This window comes from Solidesulfovibrio carbinoliphilus subsp. oakridgensis (genome assembly GCF_000177215.2).
In the GTDB taxonomy this organism is placed as follows: domain Bacteria; phylum Desulfobacterota; class Desulfovibrionia; order Desulfovibrionales; family Desulfovibrionaceae; genus Solidesulfovibrio; species Solidesulfovibrio carbinoliphilus.
The window spans coordinates 1,452,481-1,471,095 of sequence record NZ_CM001368.1; the positions used below are offsets into that span (position 1 = coordinate 1,452,481).

Genomic DNA, 18,615 nt, shown 5'->3' on the forward strand with positions numbered 1-18,615 from the left:
TTCGCGCCGGGATGGGCCCGGAAAAACCACGAGCTGCCGGGCACGGCCGGCGAAGTGACGGCATATGCCAAGGATACCCCTTTCCGAATTGCGGCCCGGCATGGTGCTGGCGTCGGACGCCGAAAGTCCGGACCGCAAGTATCGGCTGCCGGCCGGCCAGGAACTGACCGACGTCCACGCCCGCCTGCTTCGCAACTGGAAGACCCGGGAAATCGACGTGGAACCGGACCTGGCCGACGGGCCGGCCTCCCAGGGCGCTTCGCCGGAAGCGGCCCTGGCAGCCACTGACGCCATCCTGGCCCGGTTTTCCCACCTGCCGGCCGACGAACCGGCCGTGGCCGCGCTGCGCGATCTGGCCCTGGCCCGGGCCGCCGCCCTGACCCCGCCCCGGGCCTGCCGCACCTCTTCCCTGGAGCCCAAGACCCTGGCCGGCAAGCCCACGCCGGAACAGATCCTGGCCAGCGACCCGGTCCTGGTCTCCCTGCCCGAAGTGTTCATGCGCATCCGCGAGGTCCTAAGCGACCCCGCCTCCACGGTGGAGGAGGCGGCGGCAGTCATCGGCAAGGACCCGAGCCTGACGGCCAAGCTGTTAAAGCTCGTCAACAGCGCCTTTTACGCCCGCACCCTGCGCGTCTCGGGCGGCCTGCCGCCGGGCCCGGTCGACACCCTGTCCCGGGCGGTCATGCTCCTTGGCCTAAACCAGCTTTCCACCCTGGCCATGGGCGTGTCCGTGCTGCCCCTTTTCAAGGACATTCCGGCCGAATGCATCGACATGCGCCTGTTCTGGCGCCACAGCGTGGGCGTGGGGCTCGTGGCCAAGCTCCTGGCCGTGCGCCTCGGCGATCCGAGCCCGGAGCGGTTTTTCGTGGCCGGGCTCCTGCACGACATCGGCCGGCTGGTCCTTTACAAGCACGCGCCGGCCCTGGCCGGGGAGGCCCTGTCCCGGGCCGCCCGCACGGACCGGTATCTGCTCGACGTGGAACGGGAGATGCTCGGCTTCGACCATGCGGTCCTCGGCGGCATGCTGCTCCACAAGTGGCGATTTCCGGAAAGCCTGGAGCAGGCCGTGTGGCGGCACCACGACCCCCTGTCCGGGGAGGTGCCGCTCGAGCCGGCCATTGTCGGCGTGGCCGACATGGTGGCCGGGGCCGTGCTGCCGGGCACCAGCGGCGAACGCCTGGTGCCCCGCCACCTGCCCGAGGCCTGGCGCATGGCCGGCCTCGACGCCGAGGCCCTGCCGAACCTCCTGGAAACGGCCGAAGCCCACTTCGACGTGGTCTGCGCCATGTTTTCCTGACGCCTCCCCCACGGCCGGCCCGGGACGCTTGCCAGCCGCCCGGGCCGGCGGTACAAGAAGGCCGTCCGCCATCCGGCCGCTTCCCCCTTCCGCAACTTCCCGACCACTCCGGGAGGCCACGCATGGACCCCCACGCCGAGCACCTGATCGTCCACTTCCGACGGGCCGAGGCAATCAAGGCCGACTCCCTGGCCTTCAAATCCCACTCGCTCACCCCCCGCCAGGCCTGCGACCTGGAAATGCTCCTGTCCCGGGCCTTTTACCCGCTGACCGGCTATCTCGGGCACGAGGACTTCGAAAGCGTCCTTGCCTCCATGCGCCTGGCCGACGGCACGCTGTGGCCCATGCCGGTCAGCCTCGACGTGCCGGCGTCCCTGGGGGAAACCCTGACCTGTGGCGAGAAGCTGGCCCTTCGCGACGCCGAAGGGTTCATGCTGGCCGTCTTGACCGTGGCCGAGGTCTGGCGGTCCGACCCCGAACGCGAGGCCCGGGCCCTCTTCGACGTGGCCGACCCGGACCGGCATCCGGGGGCACGCGAGCATGTGCAGGCCACCCGGCCCTACCGGGTGGGCGGCCCGGTCGATGGCCTGGCCCTGCCGCCCCATGTCGATTTCCCGGAATCGCGCCGCACCCCGGCCGCGGTCCAGGCACTTTTCCAGCAGCGGGGCTGGCGGCGGGTGCTTGGCTGCCTGAGCGAGGGGCTTCTCCATTGCCGCCACCGGGCCATGTTCCAGCAGGCGGCCCGGGACATGGCCGGCAGCATCCTGCTTTCGCACGTGGCCGGCGAAGCCATGGCCGGGGGCGCGGCCCATTTCGCGGGCGTGCGCTGCGCCCGGCACTTTGCCGCCGCCTTCCCCAAAAACGCCCTGCTCTTAAACCTCCTGCCGCTGTGCGTCCGCATGGCCGGCCCCCGGCAGGCCCTTTTCGAAGCCCTGGTCCACAAAAACCACGGCTGCACCCACACCCTGGTCGCCCTGGACCACGCCGACCCCCTGGCCGGGGCCACGGACGGGAACGCCGCCCCCTTTTATCCGCCGGGCGCGGCCCAGCGGCTGGTGGCCGCCCACGAGGCCGAAACCGGCATCGTCATGGTGCCGGAAACGCCCATGGCCTATGTGGAGGAAAAGGCCCAGTACGTGCCGGCGGCGTCGGTGGCCCCGGGCATGACCGTGAAAAACATCGACGCGGCGGAATGCACCCGCCGCCTGGAATTCGGCCTGGACCTGCCGGACTGGTTCACCCTGCCGGACGTGGCCGCCGAGCTGCGGCTGGTCTTTCCGCCGCGCTCCAGGCAGGGGTTCACCCTTTTCATGACCGGGCTGTCCGGAGCGGGCAAATCCACCCTGGCCAAGCTTCTTTTCGTCAAGTTCATGGAGATGCGCACCCGGCCGGTGACGCTCCTCGATGGCGACATCGTGCGCCGCCACCTGTCCAGCGAGCTGACTTTTTCCCGGGAGCACCGAAACCTGAACATCGCCCGCATCGGCTTCGTGGCCAGCGAAATCACCAAAAACGGCGGCATCGCCATCTGCGCCCCCATCGCGCCCTACGCCTGCGCCCGGGCCGAGGCCCGGGCCCTGGTCGCCCCCCACGGCGGGTTCGTGGAGATCCACGTGGCCACGCCCCTTGGCGTGTGCGAGCAACGCGACCGCAAGGGACTCTACGCCAAGGCCCGGGCCGGGCTGGTCAAAGGCGTCACCGGCGTGGACGATCCCTACGAGGTCCCACAAGCGCCGGAAATCACCCTCGATACGAGCGCCCTCACCCCGGGCGAGGCCGCCCAGGAAGTGCTCCTCTACCTGGAGCGGCAGGGCTATCTGGCGTAAGCGAAGGGAAACGGAGAAAGGATGCCTCCGGCGGCCGGGAGGGGGTCACCCCCTCCCGGACCCACCCGTCCTCTCAAACGCAACGGGGCGGTCCTTTGGCAGGACCGCCCCGTTGCGTTTTGTCCGTCGAGGGGGTCCGGGGGGAATCATTCCCCCGGCCGCCGGAGGCATCTTCCCTCCCGGCGGGCAGCTCCCCGGTTTTTCACGCTAGAAATTGAAATTCAACTTTTTCCTGAGCGCGTCCATGTTGCGGGCCGCGACTTGGCGGGCCCGGTCGTTGCCGCTGGCCAGCAGGTCGCCCACCAGATTCGGGTCCTTGTCGAAAGCCTGGCGCCGGTCGCGGATCGGCTCCAGGAAGGCGTTCATGGACTCGACCAGGAGCTTCTTGCAGTCCCCGCAGCCCCAGGTGGCCGTGGTGCAGCCCTCGACGATTTCCGGCAGCCGGGCCGGGTCGGTCAGGAGTTCGTGGTAGGGAAAGAGGTTGCACTCCTTGGGATCGCCCGGGTCGGCCAGCCGCGCCCTCTTGGCGCAGGTCAGCATGCCCATGACCTTTTTCTTCATGGTGGCCGGGTCTTCGGACAGGCCGATGGCGTTGCCGTAGCTCTTGCTCATCTTGCGGCCGTCCAGGCCCGCCAGCTTGGCGTCCGGGGTCAGCAGGGCCTGGGGCTCGGGAAAAAAGTTGCCGTAGAGGTGGTTGGCCCGGCGGGCGATCTCCCGGGTCAGCTCCAGGTGCGGCAGCTGGTCCTGGCCCACGGGCACGAATCCGGACTTGTAGAGCAGGATGTCCGAGGCCATGAGCACGGGATAGCCCAGAAAGCCGTAGGTTGTCAGATCCTTGGCCGCCAGCTCCGTCAACTGGTCCTTGTAGGTCGGGCAACGTTCGAGCCACGAAACCGGGGTAAGCATGGACAGGAGCAGGTGGAGCTCCGCATGCTCCTTGACCTGGGACTGCTGGAAGATCACGCACTTTTCCGGATCGAGCCCTCCGGCCACCCAGTCCTTGACCAGCTCCGGCACAAAGCCCTTGATGCGCCTGGGGTCGGCATATTCCGTGGTCAGGGCATGCCAGTCGGCCACGAAGAAATAGCACTGATGGGTTTCCTGGAGATTGATCCAGTTCTTGAGGACGCCGAAGTAGTGGCCCAGGTGCAGGGGGCCGGTCGGGCGCATGCCGGAAACGATCCGCTTGTTTTCCTTGGGAGTGTTCTCAGTCATCACCGATTATCCATTGCGTCGTGAAAGGTCAGGGTAGGGGAAGGGGCCGTACCCGGCCCCGGCCTAGAGCAGCAGGTGGGACAAAAAGGAGACGATCGGCAGGATCAGCCTGCCGAGTACCCCGGCCACGGCCAATAAAATGAGGATCAGAAATCCCCACCGGCCGAAGTCGAGATAACGGGCGGCCAAGTGTGGCGGCAAAAACGCGGCCAGGATGTTGCTGCCGTCCAAGGGCGGCACGGGCAGCAGGTTGAAAACGCCAAGAGCCACGTTGACCGTGACCCCGGCCCCGCACATGTACAAAAGCGGCTCCAGGAGCTGGTAGGCCATGGTTCCCGGCAGGACGCCCGCGCCGAGGGACTCGATGGCCCGGGCGGCCAGGGCGAAGCAGACGGCGAGCAGGAAGTTCATGGCCGGGCCGGCCGCGGCCACCAGCAGCATGCCCCGGACCGGATCGCGGAAATAGCGGGGATTGACCGGCACGGGCTTGGCCCAGCCGATCATGCGCGTCAGCAGAAAGGCGAGCGTGCCGATGATGTCCAGGTGCCGGAAGGGATTGAGGGTCAATCGGCCGGCCAGCCGGGGCGTCGGATCGCCGAGCCAGTTGGCGACAAAGCCGTGGGCCGCCTCGTGGAACGTGACGGCCATGAGCACCGGCACCACGAGCAGGGCGATTTCCTGAATGGTCTGGGAAAGATTCGGCAGCATGGTGATGGCGGCTAGCACGAACGCCAGGCCGGGGCAAGGGCTATCGCCGGCGCGGGGCGGCGGGGAGCGGCCGCCCCGCGCCCCGCCCGGTCGGACCGCCGTCCCCGCCGCGCGCCCCGATCCGCGGACCGGGGCGCGCCGGAGAGGAACGGCGCGCCGGGGAAAAGGCTAACCGGCTTTTTCCATGGCCAGGGCGACCTTGTTTTTCAGTTCGCCGAGATCCACGGATTTGACCACGTAATAGTCCGCGGCAATGGATTTGAGATCGTGCTGAAAGCTGTCGTAGGCCGTGCTCAAAATCACCGGCACGGTCTGGTCCTTGCCCCGGATCTCCTGGAGCAGGTCGAGGCCGGAACGGTTGCCGCCGAGCTTGATGTCGAGGACCACCACGTCGGGAGACACACGGGCCATAAGCGGCAGGATATCCTCTTCCCCATCCGAGGTGACGACCTGATAGCCTTCGCCTTCAAGCTCTTCCTGATAGAGCATCCGGATATGCTTTTCGTCGTCCACAACCAAAATTTTCCCGCTCATACGCACATTCCTCCCCACGCTTCACTCCAACATCCCTGCACGTTTCCAGGCTTCATCCTATGCGGCAAAGGGCTGTCCGGGTCAACTGTTTTCCCGGCCGGACCGCTTGATCCCACGCGACATTCGCGTTACACAGCCAGGCCATGATCACCGTAACACTCGGCTCGCCCAAACAACAGCTTACCTTTCCCAAAATCAAAACCGTCCTGCAATTGCTTAACAAACTGAGCCTGCGCGTCAACGACGCCCTGATCATCCGGGAAGGCGAACTCCTGACCCCGGACCGCCACCTGCGAAGCGGCGACCACGTCACCGTCCGCCCGGTCACCTCGCGGGGGTAGCTCGCCGCCAAGTCGCCGACCGCCGCCGGGCACCGAGGCTTTTGCCAAGAAGGGTCGGCCGGAGGCTTCCTCCCTGTCCATTTTCCCACGCCCTGCTCCTTTTCGCAAAACCTTCCCGGCCCTTTTCGCAAGCCCCTCCTCTTTTTGCGCGGGATGCGGCGCTAGGCCTTGGACCGGCCGCCGGGCGTGGACATCATGTAGATCTCGTGGGGATCGAGGATGAGCACCACCGATCCGTCGCCCATGATGGTCGCGCCGGAAATGCCGCGCATGTCGAATTCGGACAGATAGGCCCCAAGGGGCTTGATCACGATCTCCTGGCGTTCGAGCAGCCGGTCCACGATGAGCCCGAGCCGCCGCTCGTTGTCCTGGAGGATGACGATGGGCACGATCTCCTCGTCGCCCTGGGTCGACGGCAGGTCCAGGACCTCGGCCAGTTCCACGATGCCAAGGACCTCGCCGCGAAGCGTGACGGCCTTTCGCCGGTTGATCTCGGTCATGCGCCGGACCTCGATCTTGGTGGTCTCGGACACGGAATCCAGGGGCAGGGCGTAGGTCTGGCCGGCCACCACCACCATGAGGGCGTCGATGATGGCCAAGGTCAGCGGCAGGGCCAGGGTGAACTTGGTGCCCTTTCCCACTTCGCTGGTCACGCTGACCGTGCCCTTCAGGTTCTTGATGTTGGTGCGCACCACGTCCATGCCGACCCCCCGGCCCGAGATGTCGGTGATCTTCTCGGCCGAGGAAAAGCCGGGCATGAAGATGATGTCGATGGCGTCCCGGTCGTCGAGGCTTTTGGCCTCCTCCGGGGTCATGAGGTTTTTTTTCACCGCCACTTCGCGCATCTTGGCCGGGTCGATGCCCTTGCCGTCGTCCTCGATCTCGATGGCCACGGAATTGCCCCGGTGGTAGGCCCGCAGCCACACCCGGCCCACGGGCGGCTTGCCCACGGCCACGCGTTCGGCCTCGGTTTCGATGCCGTGGTCCACGGAATTCCGGATGAGGTGCACGAGCGGATCGCCGATGACCTCGACCACGGACTTGTCGAGTTCCGTTTCCTCGCCGTCGGTAATAAGGCTGACTTCCTTGCCGGACTTGCGGGACAAGTCGCGCACCAGGCGCGGGAAGCGCGAGAAGACCGTGGACACCGGCACCATGCGGACCTTCATGATGGTGTCCTGCAGATCGTCGGAAATGCGCGCCATGGCGTAGGTGGTCTCGGTCAGCTGCTGGGCGATGTAGCCGACCTCGTTTTTTCCCTCTTCCAGGGACCGGGCCAGCATGGCGAAGCGGTTGCGGTTGATCAAAAGCTCGCCGATCAGGTTCATGAGGTGGTCGAGCTTTTCGTGGTCCACCCGGATGGTGGCCGAAACCTTGGGCTTGCCGGCCACGTCGTTGTTCTGGACGGCCGGGGCCGACGCCGGGGCGGCCTTGGGCTCCGCCTTGGGAGCCGGCCTGGCCTCGGCCCTCGGTTCCGGCTTGGGCGTGGGCTTGGCCTCGGGCTTGGCCGGGGCGGCGGGTTTCGGTTCCGGTTCGGCGGGCGGCGCGGGGGCCGGTTCCGGAGCCGGCGGCGGCGTCGGGGTGGCGGCCGGCGGCAGGGAGGCGGCCGGCGCTGCGGCCGGGGCTTCCTGGCCCGCCCGCAGCTTGTCCAGGGCTGCGGCGATCATGTCGCCGAGGATCGAGCACTCCTGGCGCAGGATGTCGAGAAAGGGCTCGAAGGACATGCCGGACTTCCGGGCCTGGTCGACCAGGCCCGCCGTGCGCTCGGCATGGGTCTTGAGATCGGCAAGGCCCATGTAGCCCGAGGAATTCTGGATGGTGACCAGGGCCCGGAAAAGGCCGTCCACCATGTCCTTGGAGTCGGCGTCTTCCACCAGCCCGGCCAGGGCCTGGGTCATGTAGGTGATCTGCTGGGCAATGGTGGATTCGAAGACCGCCACGTCCTCGGGATCGTAGCCCGACGCGGCCGCCTTGGGCGGCACCTTGCCGGCGGCGGGCCCGGGCGCGGGTTCGGGCTGCGGCTCCGGTTCGGGTTCCAGCTCCGGTTCAGGCCCCGGCTCGGGTTCCGGCTCGGGGGCTCGCTCGGGTTCCGGCTCTTCGCCGGCCCGGGATTCGGCCGCAGGCTCGGCCACTTCGCCGTCCTCGGTCGCCTGCTTGAGGCGGGCGACCAGCGGCCGGATGTCGAGCGGCGTGGCCACGCTCGTGGCCGGCTCGATCTGGCTGACCAGGGCCTCGACCTGATCGACCACGGCCAAAAGCAGGTCCACCATGGCCGGGCTGGTCCGGATCTCGCCCTTTCGCACCCGGTTGAGGAGCGTTTCGGCCTCGTGGGTCAGGCCGTTTAACTCCTTGTGCCCGATGATGCCGCTGTTGCCCTTCAAATTGTGGAAATACCGGAAGATGTCGTTTATGCTCTCGGTGCGTCCGTCCCCGGCCGATTCGAGTTCCAGGAGGGCGGCATTGAGACGCTCGATGATCTCCCGGGCCTCTTCCAGAAAATCGGCCATGTGGCCTTCGCCGATGGAGGTGAGCGGATAGGTGTCGGGCACAAAGGGCGGCAGTTCTTCGAGCAGCCGGGCGATCTTGGCCGCAGCCCCCCGGGCGGTGTCCGAACCGGTGTCCGAACCGGTGTGCGGGCCGGAAGGGGAGACGGCGTCCGAAACGGCCTCGGTCGCGGCCACCGGGGCGGGATCGGGTGCGGCGGGCGCGGCTTCGGCCGGCGGCGGGACGTCCTCGGCCGGAAAATCGCCGGCCCCGGCCATGGCCGGCGCCTGGGGCGCCGGAGCCGGCCCCCCGCCGAGCTGGGCCGCGATGCGGGCGATGACCGCCGAGGTGTCCACGTCGCCCTCGGCCCCGGTCTGCTCCAGATTCTCGATCATCATGCGCAAGAGGTCGGTGGCCGCCAGGATCACGTCCATGATCTCGGCCGAGACCGCGATGTTGCCTTTGCGCAACTCGTCGAGGATATTTTCCGCCTTGTGGGCCAGGAGGTTTATGGCGTTGAGCCCGAGGAAGCCCGACGCGCCCTTGAGGGAGTGCATGGGCCGGAAGATGTCGTTTAAAAGGCTCAGGTTGCCGGGATTGCGCTCCAGCTCCAGAAGGTTGGGTTCGATGGTTTCGAGATGCTCCCGCGCTTCCACGATGAAGTCGGCAAACAGTTCCGGATCCATGAAATCCTGGCTCATCAAAGCACCTCGCGGCTGACGGCAACAGGCATGACGTCGCCTTAACCCAGCAGCATCTTGACGTTTCGAACCATCACTTCGGGCTGGGCGGGCTTGACCATATAAAGGTTCGCCCCGATGGACAGCCCGGCGTGGATGTCGCGTTCCTCGCCTTCGGTGGACAGCACCACGATGGGGATGTCCCGATAGACTTCCTGCTCGCGCACGGTCTTTATGAACGTGATGCCGTCCATGCGCGGCATGTTGATGTCGGTGATGATGAGATCCACCTGCGGATCGGTATAAAGCTTCTCCAGCCCGTCCAGGCCGTCCTCGGCGGCCGTGACCTTGAAGCCCTCCTTGCGCATGATAAACGCCACAAGGTTGCGCACGGTCTTCGAGTCGTCCACGATGAGGATATGCTTGGGCATCTACCTACCTCCTCAACTCTTCAAAACCTTTTGGAAAAGGCTGTCAACGGAGAGGATCGCGACCAGGGCGTCCCCGACCTTGAGCAGCCCCGAGACGAGGTCCGAAGCCACGCCGATGCGGGCCTCCACCCCCCATTCGATGGCCTGCCCGTCGGCCTGGTGCATGGTGGTCAGGGCCTCCACCATGAGCCCCACGAGCATGCCCCGGCAGCGGCACACGATGACGAAGCGCTTCTCGCCCCGCTGGCCCGAAAAGTCCATGATTTCGGCCAGGTCCACCATGGGCACCACCCGGCCGCGCAGGTTTAAAATCCCGACGATGTGGGGCGGCGCGGTGGGAAGCCGGGTCACGGGCACGGCCCGCAGCACTTCCTGGACCTGGGCGATGGGCAGGGCCAGCTCCTGGCCGGCCACCCGGAACCCGACCAGCTTGACCTCCCGGGCCTCGCGCAGGCCGGCCTCCAGGGCCGCGTCCCCGTCCTCGGCCGTGGCCAAGGCCGGCGCCGCGTCTGCGATCCCCGCCTGTCCGGCACCGGCCCGCCGGGCCGGATCTTCGCCGGCGGCCGGGCCTGTGCCGTTGGTTCCGGTCGCCGGGGCCGCCTGGCTCGTCGCGGCGGGCGGCGCGCTTCGACCGGGAGGCGCGGCGGCCGGCCCGGTCGAGAGCGGTCCCGTGACCGACTCCACCGCCGCCGGCCGGGACAGGCCCTGCCGCGTCAGCGCGGTCTCGAAATCCGCGCCCATGTAGCGCGTCAAAAAATCCCGTTCCGCCTCGGTGAACGTCCCCCGGCCCGGCCCGGGTTCGGGCAGGACCACGGTGTCCTTGAAATATTCTTCCAGACTCGGACTCACAGGGCCAAAACCTCCTCGGCCAGGCTCCGGTATTCGCGGGCGCCCCGGCTGTCCGGGGCCACGTCCTGGATGACCCGTCCCAGGGCGCTTGCCTCGCGGAACTTGGTGTCCAGGCCAATGACCGTGCCGAACATCCGGCCCCGGAACTTTTCCCGCAACAGTTCCACTACCCGCAGGCAGGCCTTGGCCCGCCGGTCGAACATGGTGGCCAGGGCCCGGTAGGCGATGGGGCGCGGCAGGACCTGGTTCAGGGCCCGCATGGTTTCAAAAAGGTTGCGCACGCCGTGGAGCGCCAAAAAATCCGTCTGAATGGGGATGAGCAGGAGATCGGCCGCCACCAGCGCGTTGACCAGCACCACCCCGGTGTGGGGCGGACAGTCGAGGATCACGTGGTCGTATGCCGGTCCCCTTGCCAGGGCTTCCTTGAGCAGCACGCCCTTCCCCTTGCGGTCCCTCAGGTCCGTTTCCATGTCCGAAAGCCTGGAATGGCTCGGGGCCAGGTCGAACGCCGCCCGGCCGGCCCGGCTGACGATCCTGTCCCAGGGCACCCGCTCTGGGGCCGTGGCCCAGAACACATCCGCCGACGACGCCGCCACACTCTCGGGGAAAATGCCCATATGCGCCGAGGCGCAGCCATGGGGATCGAGGTCCATGACCAGGACCCGCCGGCCCATCATGCCGAGGGCCCCCGCCAGCGACAAGGCCGTGGTGGTCTTGCCCACCCCGCCCTTCTGGTTGGCTATGGCCAGAATCTGGGCCAAAGGCGCTCCCGCGGCCCGTCGGCCGCCTCCTCCGTCATCCCGGTCATTCCTCTTTGCCGTATATGATGGCCCCGGGATAATGTTTGGGACGAAAGGCCCGGGAAATGTTGTGCAGGGATTCGGAGTGCCCGATCAAAAGCTGGCCGCCGGGGAGCAGGTTGTCATAAAACGCCGTGATCACGTTCTTTTTCATCTCGTCATCGAAATAGATGATGACGTTGCGGCAAAAAACGATGTGGGAACGTTCCACCCGCTTGAGCTGGTTGCGATCGGAGAGGTTGATCTGGCCGAAGGTGACGAGCCGTTTGACCTCGGGCCTGAGCTTGAAGACCTGGCCGTCGGGCGTGAAATAGCGGCTGACGATCTCTTTTGGCGTGGTGCGCAGGCTGTACTCGCTGTAGACCGCGCCCCGGGCCTGGGTCAGCACCGCCTCGGACAGGTCGTTGGCCGTGATCCGGATGTCCCAGGCGCCGATCTCCGTGCGCAGCACCTCGTGGAGGATGATGGCGATGGTGTAGGGCTCCTCGCCCGTGGAGCAGCCGGCCGACCAGATGCGCAGCCGTTTCTGCTTCTGGGCCCGCAGCTTGTCGAGGACGTCTTTGACGACCATGTCCTGGAAGACCTTGAGCTGGGGCGGATTGCGGTAAAAGCTGGTCTCGTTGGTGGTGATGACCTCGAAAAGGCGGTTGAGCTCCTGGCGGCGGCTGGCGTCGTACTGGAGAAAGGCGTGGTATTCGGAAAAACTCTTGAGGTTGAGTTCCTTGAGCCGCGCGGCCAGCCGGTTCTCGACCAGATACTTGCGGTTGTCGGCCACGTAGATGCCGGATTGGGCATAGATGAAATCCCGCAGCTGGGCGAACTCCGGATCCGAGATCTTGAGTTCCTTGCGCAGGGATATCGTCTTGGAAAAAAGCGAGGTCATGGACTAGCGCTCCCCTTGCTCGTCCTGCAGTCGGGCGATAGCCGCCTCGGCCACCCCGGCCAATTCCGGATCGTCGCCCGAAGCGATCCCGAGCAAGGCTTGCGAGGCCTCCGGACCGCCGATGTCGCCGAGCGTTTCCACGGCCTTCAGGGCCACGAGCTTGCCGTCTTCCCCGGCCAGCTCCACCAGCCGTCCGACGGCCTCGCGCTCGCCCCGGAGCCCCAGCGCCTCCATGGCCCGGACGCGCACCCAGTCGTCGGCGTCGAACAGGGCCTGCTCCAGGTACGGATAGATCCGGTCGCTGTCGCAGCCGCCCAGAAGCTCCACCACGGCCAGGCGCACGTCCCGGTTCTCGTCGGAAAGGCCGCTGACGATGAGCGCCAGGCCCTCCTCCTCGTGGCCGCACATCTCGCCCAGGGCCTCGAGCGCGATCTTGCGGATGTCCGGCACCGGATCGTTTAAGGCCGCGCGGATGACGTCCATGTGGTCGCGAAGGCCCATCTTGCCGAGGGCGTAGGCGGCCATGAGCCGGTCCATGGGCTCGTCGCTTTCAAAAAGCTGCCGGAACCGGCCGTCGAGGGTTTCGCCGCCGATGGCCACGCAGGCATCGAGGGCCGCCTCCTTGACCGCGTCCGAGGGATGGGCCAGCAGGTCGAAAAGGGCGTCTCCGGCGGCCGGCAGGCGCATCTTGCCGCCGAGAAAGGCCACGGCCTCGAGGAGCAGGTCTTCATCGTCCCCGTGGAGCATGTCCAGGAAAAAGCCCACGGCCTCCTGGCCGGAGATGGCGGCCAGGGCCCTGGCCGCCACCGGCCGGATGGGCCCGGGCAGGGAGGCGAAGGCATCCATGAGAAGACTCGTGCCTTCCGGACACGGCAGTCCGTGCAGGACGTCCAGGGCCGCCAGGCGCATGGCATCGCTTCCCTGGCGCAGGGCCGCGCCCACGGCCTCGGTCAGGCCCATCTCCCGCAAGGCGGCCACGGCGTGCTCGTAGCGTTCCGGATGCCTGTCGCGGTCGATGCGGGCGGCATGGACCAGGACCGCCCCGGCCGCGGCCTCGCCGCCGACCGAGCCGAGCCCGGACACGGCCGCGTCCTGGACATCCTCCTCGTCGTCGCCCAGGGCGGCCAGAAGGTAGCCGCAAAAACGCTCCCGCTCGTCGGGCGAAAGCAGGGTCAGGGCCTTGCCGCCGAGGATGTGGACCACGGCCTTGACGATCTTGTTGCGCAGGACCTCGGGCGAGGCGTCCATGCGCTTCAGGAGCATGGTCACGGCCTTGATGTTGCCGATTTCGCCAAGCGCGTCCACGATCATGGAGGCGACCAGGTCGGAGCTGTGGTCAAGCGCCTTGACCAGGACCCCGACCGACGAGGCGTCGCGGATCTTGGCCAGGGCCTCGATGACCGCGAACTGCACCCACTCGTCGTCGCCGAGGGCCTTGCCGAGACAGACCGCGGCCTCGCTGAAGGCCAGTTCCCCGAGGCTCACCGCCGCCTGGTAGCGGACGTTGACCTCCGGGTCCTTGAGGAGCGCCTCGCCAAGCGGCGCCACCGCCTGCCGGCTGGCGGTGGAGCCGAGGATATCCGAGGCGAAAATGCGGATGTCCGGGTCGGCGTCGTGAAGGAGTTCGAGCAGCGTGGGAAAATCCTGGCCGCCGACGGCCCGCAGGATGTCCATGGAGGCGTTTCGCGACGGCGCGTCGTCGGAGCGCAGAAGCGGCTTGACGGCTGTCACCACCTCCTTGCCGCCGATCCGGCGCAGGGCCCTGTCCGCCGCCTCCTGCACGCCCAGGTTGTGCGAACACAACAACCTGGCCAGGAAAGGGACAGCCTCCAGACAGCCGATCTCGCCCGCCTCGTAGGCCGCGTCCCGGAGCACGTCCGGGTCGTCGCCGCCCAACCGTTGGCAGAGTTCCTTGCAGTCCACCATGCCGCGTCCTTGCCCGCCCCGACCGGGAACGGTCATTTGTAAAGGTTGTGGAGGATCGTCTCGCCCATATCGTCGATGTCCACGATCTCGTCGGCGAGCCCCGCGTCCACGATGGCTTTGGGCATGCCGTAGACCACGCAGGTGGAGTCGGACTGGGCCAGGGCGCGGCCGCCCTTGGCCTTTAACACCCGCATGCCGTCGAGTCCGTCGCTGCCCATGCCGGTCAGGACCACGCCCAGGCCCCGGCGGCCGACGCCCATGGCCACGGATTCGAAAAGCACCGAGGCCGACGGCTTGTAGAGGGCCTCGCGCGGCTCCTCCACCACCCGGACGTCGATGCGGCTGACCTTCTGGTCGATGCGCAGATGCTTGCCGCCCGGCGCCACGTAGGCCACCCCGTGCTGGAGCCGCTCGCCGTCCTCCGCCTCTTTGACCGCAATGCGGCACACCCCGTCCAGGCGCTTGGCAAAAGGACCCGTGAACGCGGCCGGCATGTGCTGGGCAATGAGAATCCCGGCCGGAAAATCCGCCGGCAGGGCCGAGAGCAGCTTTTGCACGGCCGGCGGCCCGCCCGTGGACACGCCGATGGCCACCAGGTCGCGGCACTGGGCCCCGGATGGCCGCGTGGCCGGACGCGCGGCCCGCTCCCCGGCCGGAGCCGCCGGGGTCGCCGGCCGGGCGCGGGCCGCCAGGGGCGAACGGCCCAGATGGCTCATGCGCCGCCGGGCGATGGTCTTGACCTTGGCCCGCAACTCATCCTCGATCTTGACGATATCGAGCGACACCTTGGAAAGCTGCTTGGGAATGAAATCCACGGCCCCAAGCTCCATGGCCTTGAGCGTCGCCTCCGCGCCCTCGGAGGTGAGCGAACTGACCATGAGCACGGGACGCGGCATTTCCATCATCACGTGCCGCAGGGCGGTCAGCCCGTCCATGCGCGGCATCTCGATGTCCATGGTCACCACGTCCGGCTGGTGGCGCCGGATCATTTCCAGGCCTTCCTCGCCGTCCCGGGCCGTGGCCACGACCTCGATCTCCGGGTCTTTGGCCAACATGGTGCCCAGGGCCTTGCGCATGAAGGCCGAGTCATCGACCACCACTACCTTGATCACGAATATCTCCTGACGGCGTAGCGCCTGACCCCGGTTTTGCCCGCCTGGCGGGGGCGCAACCGGATGGGCCGTGCCGATCGCCATGATTAGATGAGTCTTCGCGTTCTGACAACCGAGATTAGTGCTTGCCAAACCCCGCGGGATACCCTAAAAGCGTTTCTTCCACGTCGGGATGTGGCTCAGCCTGGTAGAGCGCTGCGTTCGGGACGCAGAAGCCGGAGGTTCGAATCCTCTCATCCCGACCAGGTATTTCAAGGGGTTATGCGAAAGCATAGCCCCTTTTTTCGTGTCCGCCCCCCCCGCTGCCGCACTCCCCGCCATGGGCCGGCCCGCTCCGATGCACCGAAATTTCATGCCCACGGCCCGTGGACGGCCCCCCGCCAGGAGCGCTTCCCCCCGCCTCCCCGGCCCGCGTCCGCTTACGACTCGCCCCGGCCCTCGCCGCAACAGGCCCCGCCGGCCATCTCCCTGGCCCGCTTCTCGGCCAAGAGTTCCACCGTGCGCGAAAGGACCTCAAGCAACGCGCCCATATGGTTGGCGCAGTACTGTTCCAGCCCGTCCGGGCTGGCCTGGTCCACGGACAGCCAGTCCGGCTCGGGAAAAAGCACCTCCGCCTCGGCCAGACGCTGTTCGAGCTGTTCGATCAGGTCGTCGGCCCCGCCCAGGCACAGCGACGGCATGTCGAGGACCATGCGCAACTTTTCAAAAACGTCACGAAGCCGTTCCCAACGGTTGGGCTCGCGGTTGTGGACTTCCCAAAAAGTTGCCATGCTGTCGGATCGCATTCCCGGAACTCCTTTGCCGTTTCGCATGGCAATGCATACCCGCATCCTCCCCTGATTGCCAGCCTCCCGCCCCGTCCGCCCGGACGGGACTTGCGCTTTGCCGCCCCGGGATTATGATGGCTGCCATGGATACCAAGACGCAGCAAACCGTCCAGGTCCCGGTGGCGGGCATGCACTGCGCCGCCTGTTCCTCGCGCATCGAACGCGTCCTTGGCGCCATGCCGGGCGTGGCCGAAGCGACCGTCAACCTGGCCGACGCCTCCCTGCGATTGCGCTTCGATCCCAAGGACACTACCCTGGACGCCATCGGCGCCCGCGTGGCCGAACTCGGCTTCACCCTGGGCCCGCCGCCACCAAGCAACGACACGGTGGCGTTGGCCATAACCGGCATGCACTGCGCCGCCTGCTCCTCGCGCATCGAGCGCGTGACCCGCAGGCTTCCGGGCATGGTCGCGGCCGACGTCAACCTGGCCGGCGAGACCGGCACCTTCACCTTCGACCCGGCGCTTCTCTCCAGGCGCGCCCTCAGACAAGCCATCGCGGACCTGGGTTTCGGCAGCCAGACGCTTTCCGCCTCGGGCGACCGCTTCGCCGCCCGCCAAAAAGAGGCCCAGGCGGAACTGGCCTGCATGCGGCGCCAACTCATCCCGGCCCTGGGCTTCGCCGCCCTGCTCCTGGTCCTGTCCATGGGCCACATGCTGGGCCTGCCCCTGCCCCATTTTCTCCATCCCGACATCTCGCCGGCCGCCTTTGCCCTCACCCAGCTGGCCCTGACGCTCCCCATCGTCTGGATCGGCCGGCGGTTTTACCGCGACGGCATTCCGGCGCTCCTTCGCGGCGGCCCGAACATGGATTCGCTCGTCGCGGTCGGCACGGGCGCGGCCCTGGCCTACAGCCTGGCCAACCTGATCCTCCTCCTCATGGGCAACGATCCCGCGGCCCGGGCCATGGACCTGTATTTCGAGTCGGCCGGCGTGCTCCTGGCCATGATCAGCCTCGGCAAATATCTGGAGGCCTCGGCCAAGTTCAAGACGTCCGGGGCCATCGCCGCCCTCATGCGCCTGGCCCCGGACACGGCCACGCTCCTTCGCGACGGCAGGGAGGAGGTCGTGCCCCTGGACGAGGTGGAACCCGGAGATCGGCTTCTCGTGCGGCCGGGCGAACGCCTGCCCGTGGACGGCACCGTGGCCGAGGGGGCGTCCCGGGTGGACGAGTCCATGCTGACGGGCGAGCCCCTGCCCGTGGCCAAGGCGGTCGGCGACGCCGTCACCGGGGGCACCCAAAACACCACCGGGGCCCTGGTCCTCACCGCCACCCGCGTCGGCGAGGACACGACCCTGTCGCGCATCGTGGCCCTGGTGCGCCAGGCCCAAGGGTCCAAAGCCCCCATCGCCAACATGGCCGACACCGTGAGCTTCTATTTCGTGCCCACGGTCATGGCCGTGGCCGTGGTCTCGGGGCTGGCCTGGTATTTCCTCGGCCAGGCCGGATTCCCGTTTTCGCTGCGCATCTTCGTGGCCGTCATGGTCATCGCCTGCCCTTGCGCCATGGGCCTGGCCGTGCCCACCTCCATCATGGTCGGCACCGGCCGGGGGGCGCGCCTCGGCATCCTGGTCAAGTCCGGGGCGGCCCTCCAGGCCGCCGGCGACGTTTCGGCCGTGGTCTTCGACAAGACCGGCACCCTGACCCACGGCAAGCCCGAACTGACCGACACCGCCCCGGCCCCGGGCTTTGACGCCGACACCCTCCTCGCCCTGGCCGCCGCGGCCGAGGCCCGGTCCGAACACCCCTTGGCGGCGGCCATTGTGGCGGCGGCCAAGGCCCAGAACCTCCCTCTGCCCGCACCCGAACACTTCGAGGCCGCGCCCGGCCGGGGGGTCGCCGCCCGCGTGGACGGCCGCGATGTTCTGGTCGGCACGGCCGCCTATCTGCTCGAAAAAAACATTCCGGCCGATGCCGACGCCGACGCCACCGAGGCAACACTTGCCGCCTCGGGCAAGACCGCCATCCGCGTGGCCGTGGACGGCCGGTCCGCCGGCGTCCTGGCCGTGGCCGACACGCCCCGGCCCGAAGCGGCGGCCGTGGTGGCCTCGCTTCTCCGCCAGGGACTCGACGTGGTCATGCTGACCGGCGACGACGAGCGGACCGCCCGGGCCGTGGCCGGCCAGCTGGGCATCACCGAAGTGATCGCCCGGGTGCTGCCCGAGCGCAAGGCCGAGGAAATAAACCGCCTCAAGGCCGCCGGACGCAAGGTGGCCATGGTCGGCGACGGCATCAACGACGCCCCGGCCCTGGCCGCCGCCGACCTCGGCATGGCCATGGGCTCGGGCATCGACGTGGCCGTCGAGTCCTGCGACGTGGTGCTCATGCGAAACGACCTGCGCGGCGTGCCGGCGGCGCTGGCCCTGTCGCGGGCCGTCATCGGCAACATCAAGCAGAACCTCTTCTGGGCCTTTGCCTTCAACACCATTGGCATCCCGGTGGCGGCCGGCGTCCTCCATATCTTCGGCGGCCCGACCTTAAACCCCATGCTGGCCGGCACGGCCATGGCCCTCAGTTCCTTCACCGTGGTCACCAACGCCCTGCGCCTGCGCTTTTTCACCCCCCGGGAGGGATAGACCGGAATGCCGCCGGGGGCCGGGGCTGCCCTCCTCCGGCCCTCCGGCGAAAGCCGGCCCGGGGCCTGCGTTTTCGATGGCAGCCGGCCGATCCCCGTCAGCCGGGGCCGAACATGAACAAACATT

Annotated in this window: 15 protein-coding genes and 1 tRNA gene; 5 read left to right on the top strand and 11 right to left on the bottom strand. The window is 67.7% G+C overall.

All coding sequences use genetic code 11. The annotated features are described in order from the left end of the window. Positions 1-64 precede the first annotated feature (64 nt). Both DFW101_RS06435 and DFW101_RS06440 read left to right on the top strand, forming a co-directional pair. Positions 65-1,297 carry an HDOD domain-containing protein gene (locus DFW101_RS06435; protein WP_232286168.1) on the top strand — a complete coding sequence of 411 codons (1,233 nt, stop codon included), beginning with the start codon at positions 65-67 and terminating at the stop codon, positions 1,295-1,297. A gap of 122 nt (positions 1,298-1,419) precedes the next feature. Continuing rightward, entirely contained in the window at positions 1,420-3,123 is a 1,704-nt protein-coding gene (locus tag DFW101_RS06440) for a bifunctional sulfate adenylyltransferase/adenylylsulfate kinase (RefSeq protein WP_009180705.1), read from the top strand. A gap of 207 nt (positions 3,124-3,330) precedes the next feature. Here the strand turns inward: DFW101_RS06440 and trpS are convergent, their stop codons facing one another. The 3 genes from trpS to DFW101_RS06455 all read right to left on the bottom strand — a co-directional run bounded on the left by trpS (position 3,331) and on the right by DFW101_RS06455 (position 5,580). Continuing rightward, the gene (gene trpS / locus DFW101_RS06445; RefSeq protein ID WP_009180706.1) at positions 3,331-4,338 is read right to left on the bottom strand and encodes a tryptophan--tRNA ligase; all 1,008 of its coding nucleotides are present in this window, start codon (positions 4,336-4,338) and stop codon (positions 3,331-3,333) included. A 63-nt stretch (positions 4,339-4,401) separates the two neighbouring features. Then, positions 4,402-5,046 (bottom strand): site-2 protease family protein, encoded by a 645-nt coding sequence (locus tag DFW101_RS06450; protein WP_043642732.1) that lies wholly within the window; start codon positions 5,044-5,046, stop codon positions 4,402-4,404. A gap of 168 nt (positions 5,047-5,214) precedes the next feature. Next, a complete protein-coding gene (locus DFW101_RS06455; RefSeq protein WP_009107598.1) occupies positions 5,215-5,580 on the bottom strand; it encodes a response regulator in 366 nt (121 codons plus the stop codon). A gap of 143 nt (positions 5,581-5,723) precedes the next feature. Between DFW101_RS06455 and DFW101_RS06460 the strand changes: the two genes are divergently transcribed. Beyond that, entirely contained in the window at positions 5,724-5,921 is a 198-nt protein-coding gene (locus tag DFW101_RS06460) for a ubiquitin family protein (protein ID WP_009180708.1), read from the top strand. Between the two features lie 161 nt (positions 5,922-6,082). On the opposite strand, the gene DFW101_RS06465 is transcribed toward DFW101_RS06460, so the two are convergent. The 7 genes from DFW101_RS06465 to DFW101_RS06495 are packed head-to-tail and all read right to left on the bottom strand — an operon-like array spanning position 6,083 to position 15,086. Beyond that, complete coding sequence (locus tag DFW101_RS06465) at positions 6,083-9,106, bottom strand: chemotaxis protein CheA (protein WP_009180709.1); 3,024 nt, start codon at positions 9,104-9,106, stop codon at positions 6,083-6,085. A gap of 41 nt (positions 9,107-9,147) precedes the next feature. Continuing rightward, a complete protein-coding gene (locus DFW101_RS06470; protein WP_009107593.1) occupies positions 9,148-9,516 on the bottom strand; it encodes a response regulator in 369 nt (122 codons plus the stop codon). A gap of 12 nt (positions 9,517-9,528) precedes the next feature. Beyond that, the gene (locus DFW101_RS06475) at positions 9,529-10,365 is read right to left on the bottom strand and encodes a chemotaxis protein CheW (protein WP_009180710.1); all 837 of its coding nucleotides are present in this window, start codon (positions 10,363-10,365) and stop codon (positions 9,529-9,531) included. Next, the gene (locus DFW101_RS06480) at positions 10,362-11,126 is read right to left on the bottom strand and encodes a ParA family protein (protein ID WP_009180711.1); all 765 of its coding nucleotides are present in this window, start codon (positions 11,124-11,126) and stop codon (positions 10,362-10,364) included. The genes DFW101_RS06475 and DFW101_RS06480 overlap by 4 nt, the downstream gene beginning before the upstream one ends. 43 nt (positions 11,127-11,169) lie before the next feature. Beyond that, a complete protein-coding gene (locus tag DFW101_RS06485) occupies positions 11,170-12,048 on the bottom strand; it encodes a CheR family methyltransferase (RefSeq protein ID WP_009180712.1) in 879 nt (292 codons plus the stop codon). A 3-nt stretch (positions 12,049-12,051) separates the two neighbouring features. After that, on the bottom strand, positions 12,052-13,974 hold the full coding sequence (locus tag DFW101_RS06490; RefSeq protein ID WP_009180713.1) for a HEAT repeat domain-containing protein: 1,923 nt from the start codon (positions 13,972-13,974) through the stop codon (positions 12,052-12,054). A 32-nt stretch (positions 13,975-14,006) separates the two neighbouring features. Then, positions 14,007-15,086: a protein-glutamate methylesterase/protein-glutamine glutaminase gene (locus DFW101_RS06495; RefSeq protein WP_009180714.1), complete on the bottom strand. Its 1,080-nt coding sequence runs from the start codon at positions 15,084-15,086 to the stop codon at positions 14,007-14,009. Between the two features lie 168 nt (positions 15,087-15,254). Here DFW101_RS06495 and DFW101_RS06500 point away from each other — a divergent pair. Continuing rightward, positions 15,255-15,331 (top strand) — tRNA-Pro (locus tag DFW101_RS06500). 174 nt (positions 15,332-15,505) lie between these two features. Here DFW101_RS06500 and DFW101_RS06505 read toward each other — a convergent pair. Beyond that, positions 15,506-15,871 carry a hypothetical protein gene (locus DFW101_RS06505; RefSeq protein WP_009180715.1) on the bottom strand — a complete coding sequence of 122 codons (366 nt, stop codon included), beginning with the start codon at positions 15,869-15,871 and terminating at the stop codon, positions 15,506-15,508. A gap of 116 nt (positions 15,872-15,987) precedes the next feature. On the opposite strand from DFW101_RS06505, the gene DFW101_RS06510 reads away from it, so the two are divergent. Beyond that, entirely contained in the window at positions 15,988-18,489 is a 2,502-nt protein-coding gene (locus DFW101_RS06510) for a heavy metal translocating P-type ATPase (RefSeq protein ID WP_009180716.1), read from the top strand. Positions 18,490-18,615 lie beyond the last annotated feature (126 nt).

What these genes read in the sequence shown, in the direction of transcription:
- DFW101_RS06435 (WP_232286168.1), top strand. Translation starts at nt 65, where the DNA reads ATGCCAAGGATACCCCTTTCCGAATTGCGGCCCGGCATGGTGCTGGCG.
- DFW101_RS06440 (WP_009180705.1), top strand. Translation starts at nt 1,420, where the DNA reads ATGGACCCCCACGCCGAGCACCTGATCGTCCACTTCCGACGGGCCGAG.
- trpS (WP_009180706.1), bottom strand. Translation starts at nt 4,338, where the DNA reads ATGACTGAGAACACTCCCAAGGAAAACAAGCGGATCGTTTCCGGCATG.
- DFW101_RS06450 (WP_043642732.1), bottom strand. Translation starts at nt 5,046, where the DNA reads ATGCTGCCGAATCTTTCCCAGACCATTCAGGAAATCGCCCTGCTCGTG.
- DFW101_RS06455 (WP_009107598.1), bottom strand. Translation starts at nt 5,580, where the DNA reads ATGAGCGGGAAAATTTTGGTTGTGGACGACGAAAAGCATATCCGGATG.
- DFW101_RS06460 (WP_009180708.1), top strand. Translation starts at nt 5,724, where the DNA reads ATGATCACCGTAACACTCGGCTCGCCCAAACAACAGCTTACCTTTCCC.
- DFW101_RS06465 (WP_009180709.1), bottom strand. Translation starts at nt 9,106, where the DNA reads ATGAGCCAGGATTTCATGGATCCGGAACTGTTTGCCGACTTCATCGTG.
- DFW101_RS06470 (WP_009107593.1), bottom strand. Translation starts at nt 9,516, where the DNA reads ATGCCCAAGCATATCCTCATCGTGGACGACTCGAAGACCGTGCGCAAC.
- DFW101_RS06485 (WP_009180712.1), bottom strand. Translation starts at nt 12,048, where the DNA reads ATGACCTCGCTTTTTTCCAAGACGATATCCCTGCGCAAGGAACTCAAG.
- DFW101_RS06490 (WP_009180713.1), bottom strand. Translation starts at nt 13,974, where the DNA reads ATGGTGGACTGCAAGGAACTCTGCCAACGGTTGGGCGGCGACGACCCG.
- DFW101_RS06505 (WP_009180715.1), bottom strand. Translation starts at nt 15,871, where the DNA reads ATGCGATCCGACAGCATGGCAACTTTTTGGGAAGTCCACAACCGCGAG.
- DFW101_RS06510 (WP_009180716.1), top strand. Translation starts at nt 15,988, where the DNA reads ATGGCTGCCATGGATACCAAGACGCAGCAAACCGTCCAGGTCCCGGTG.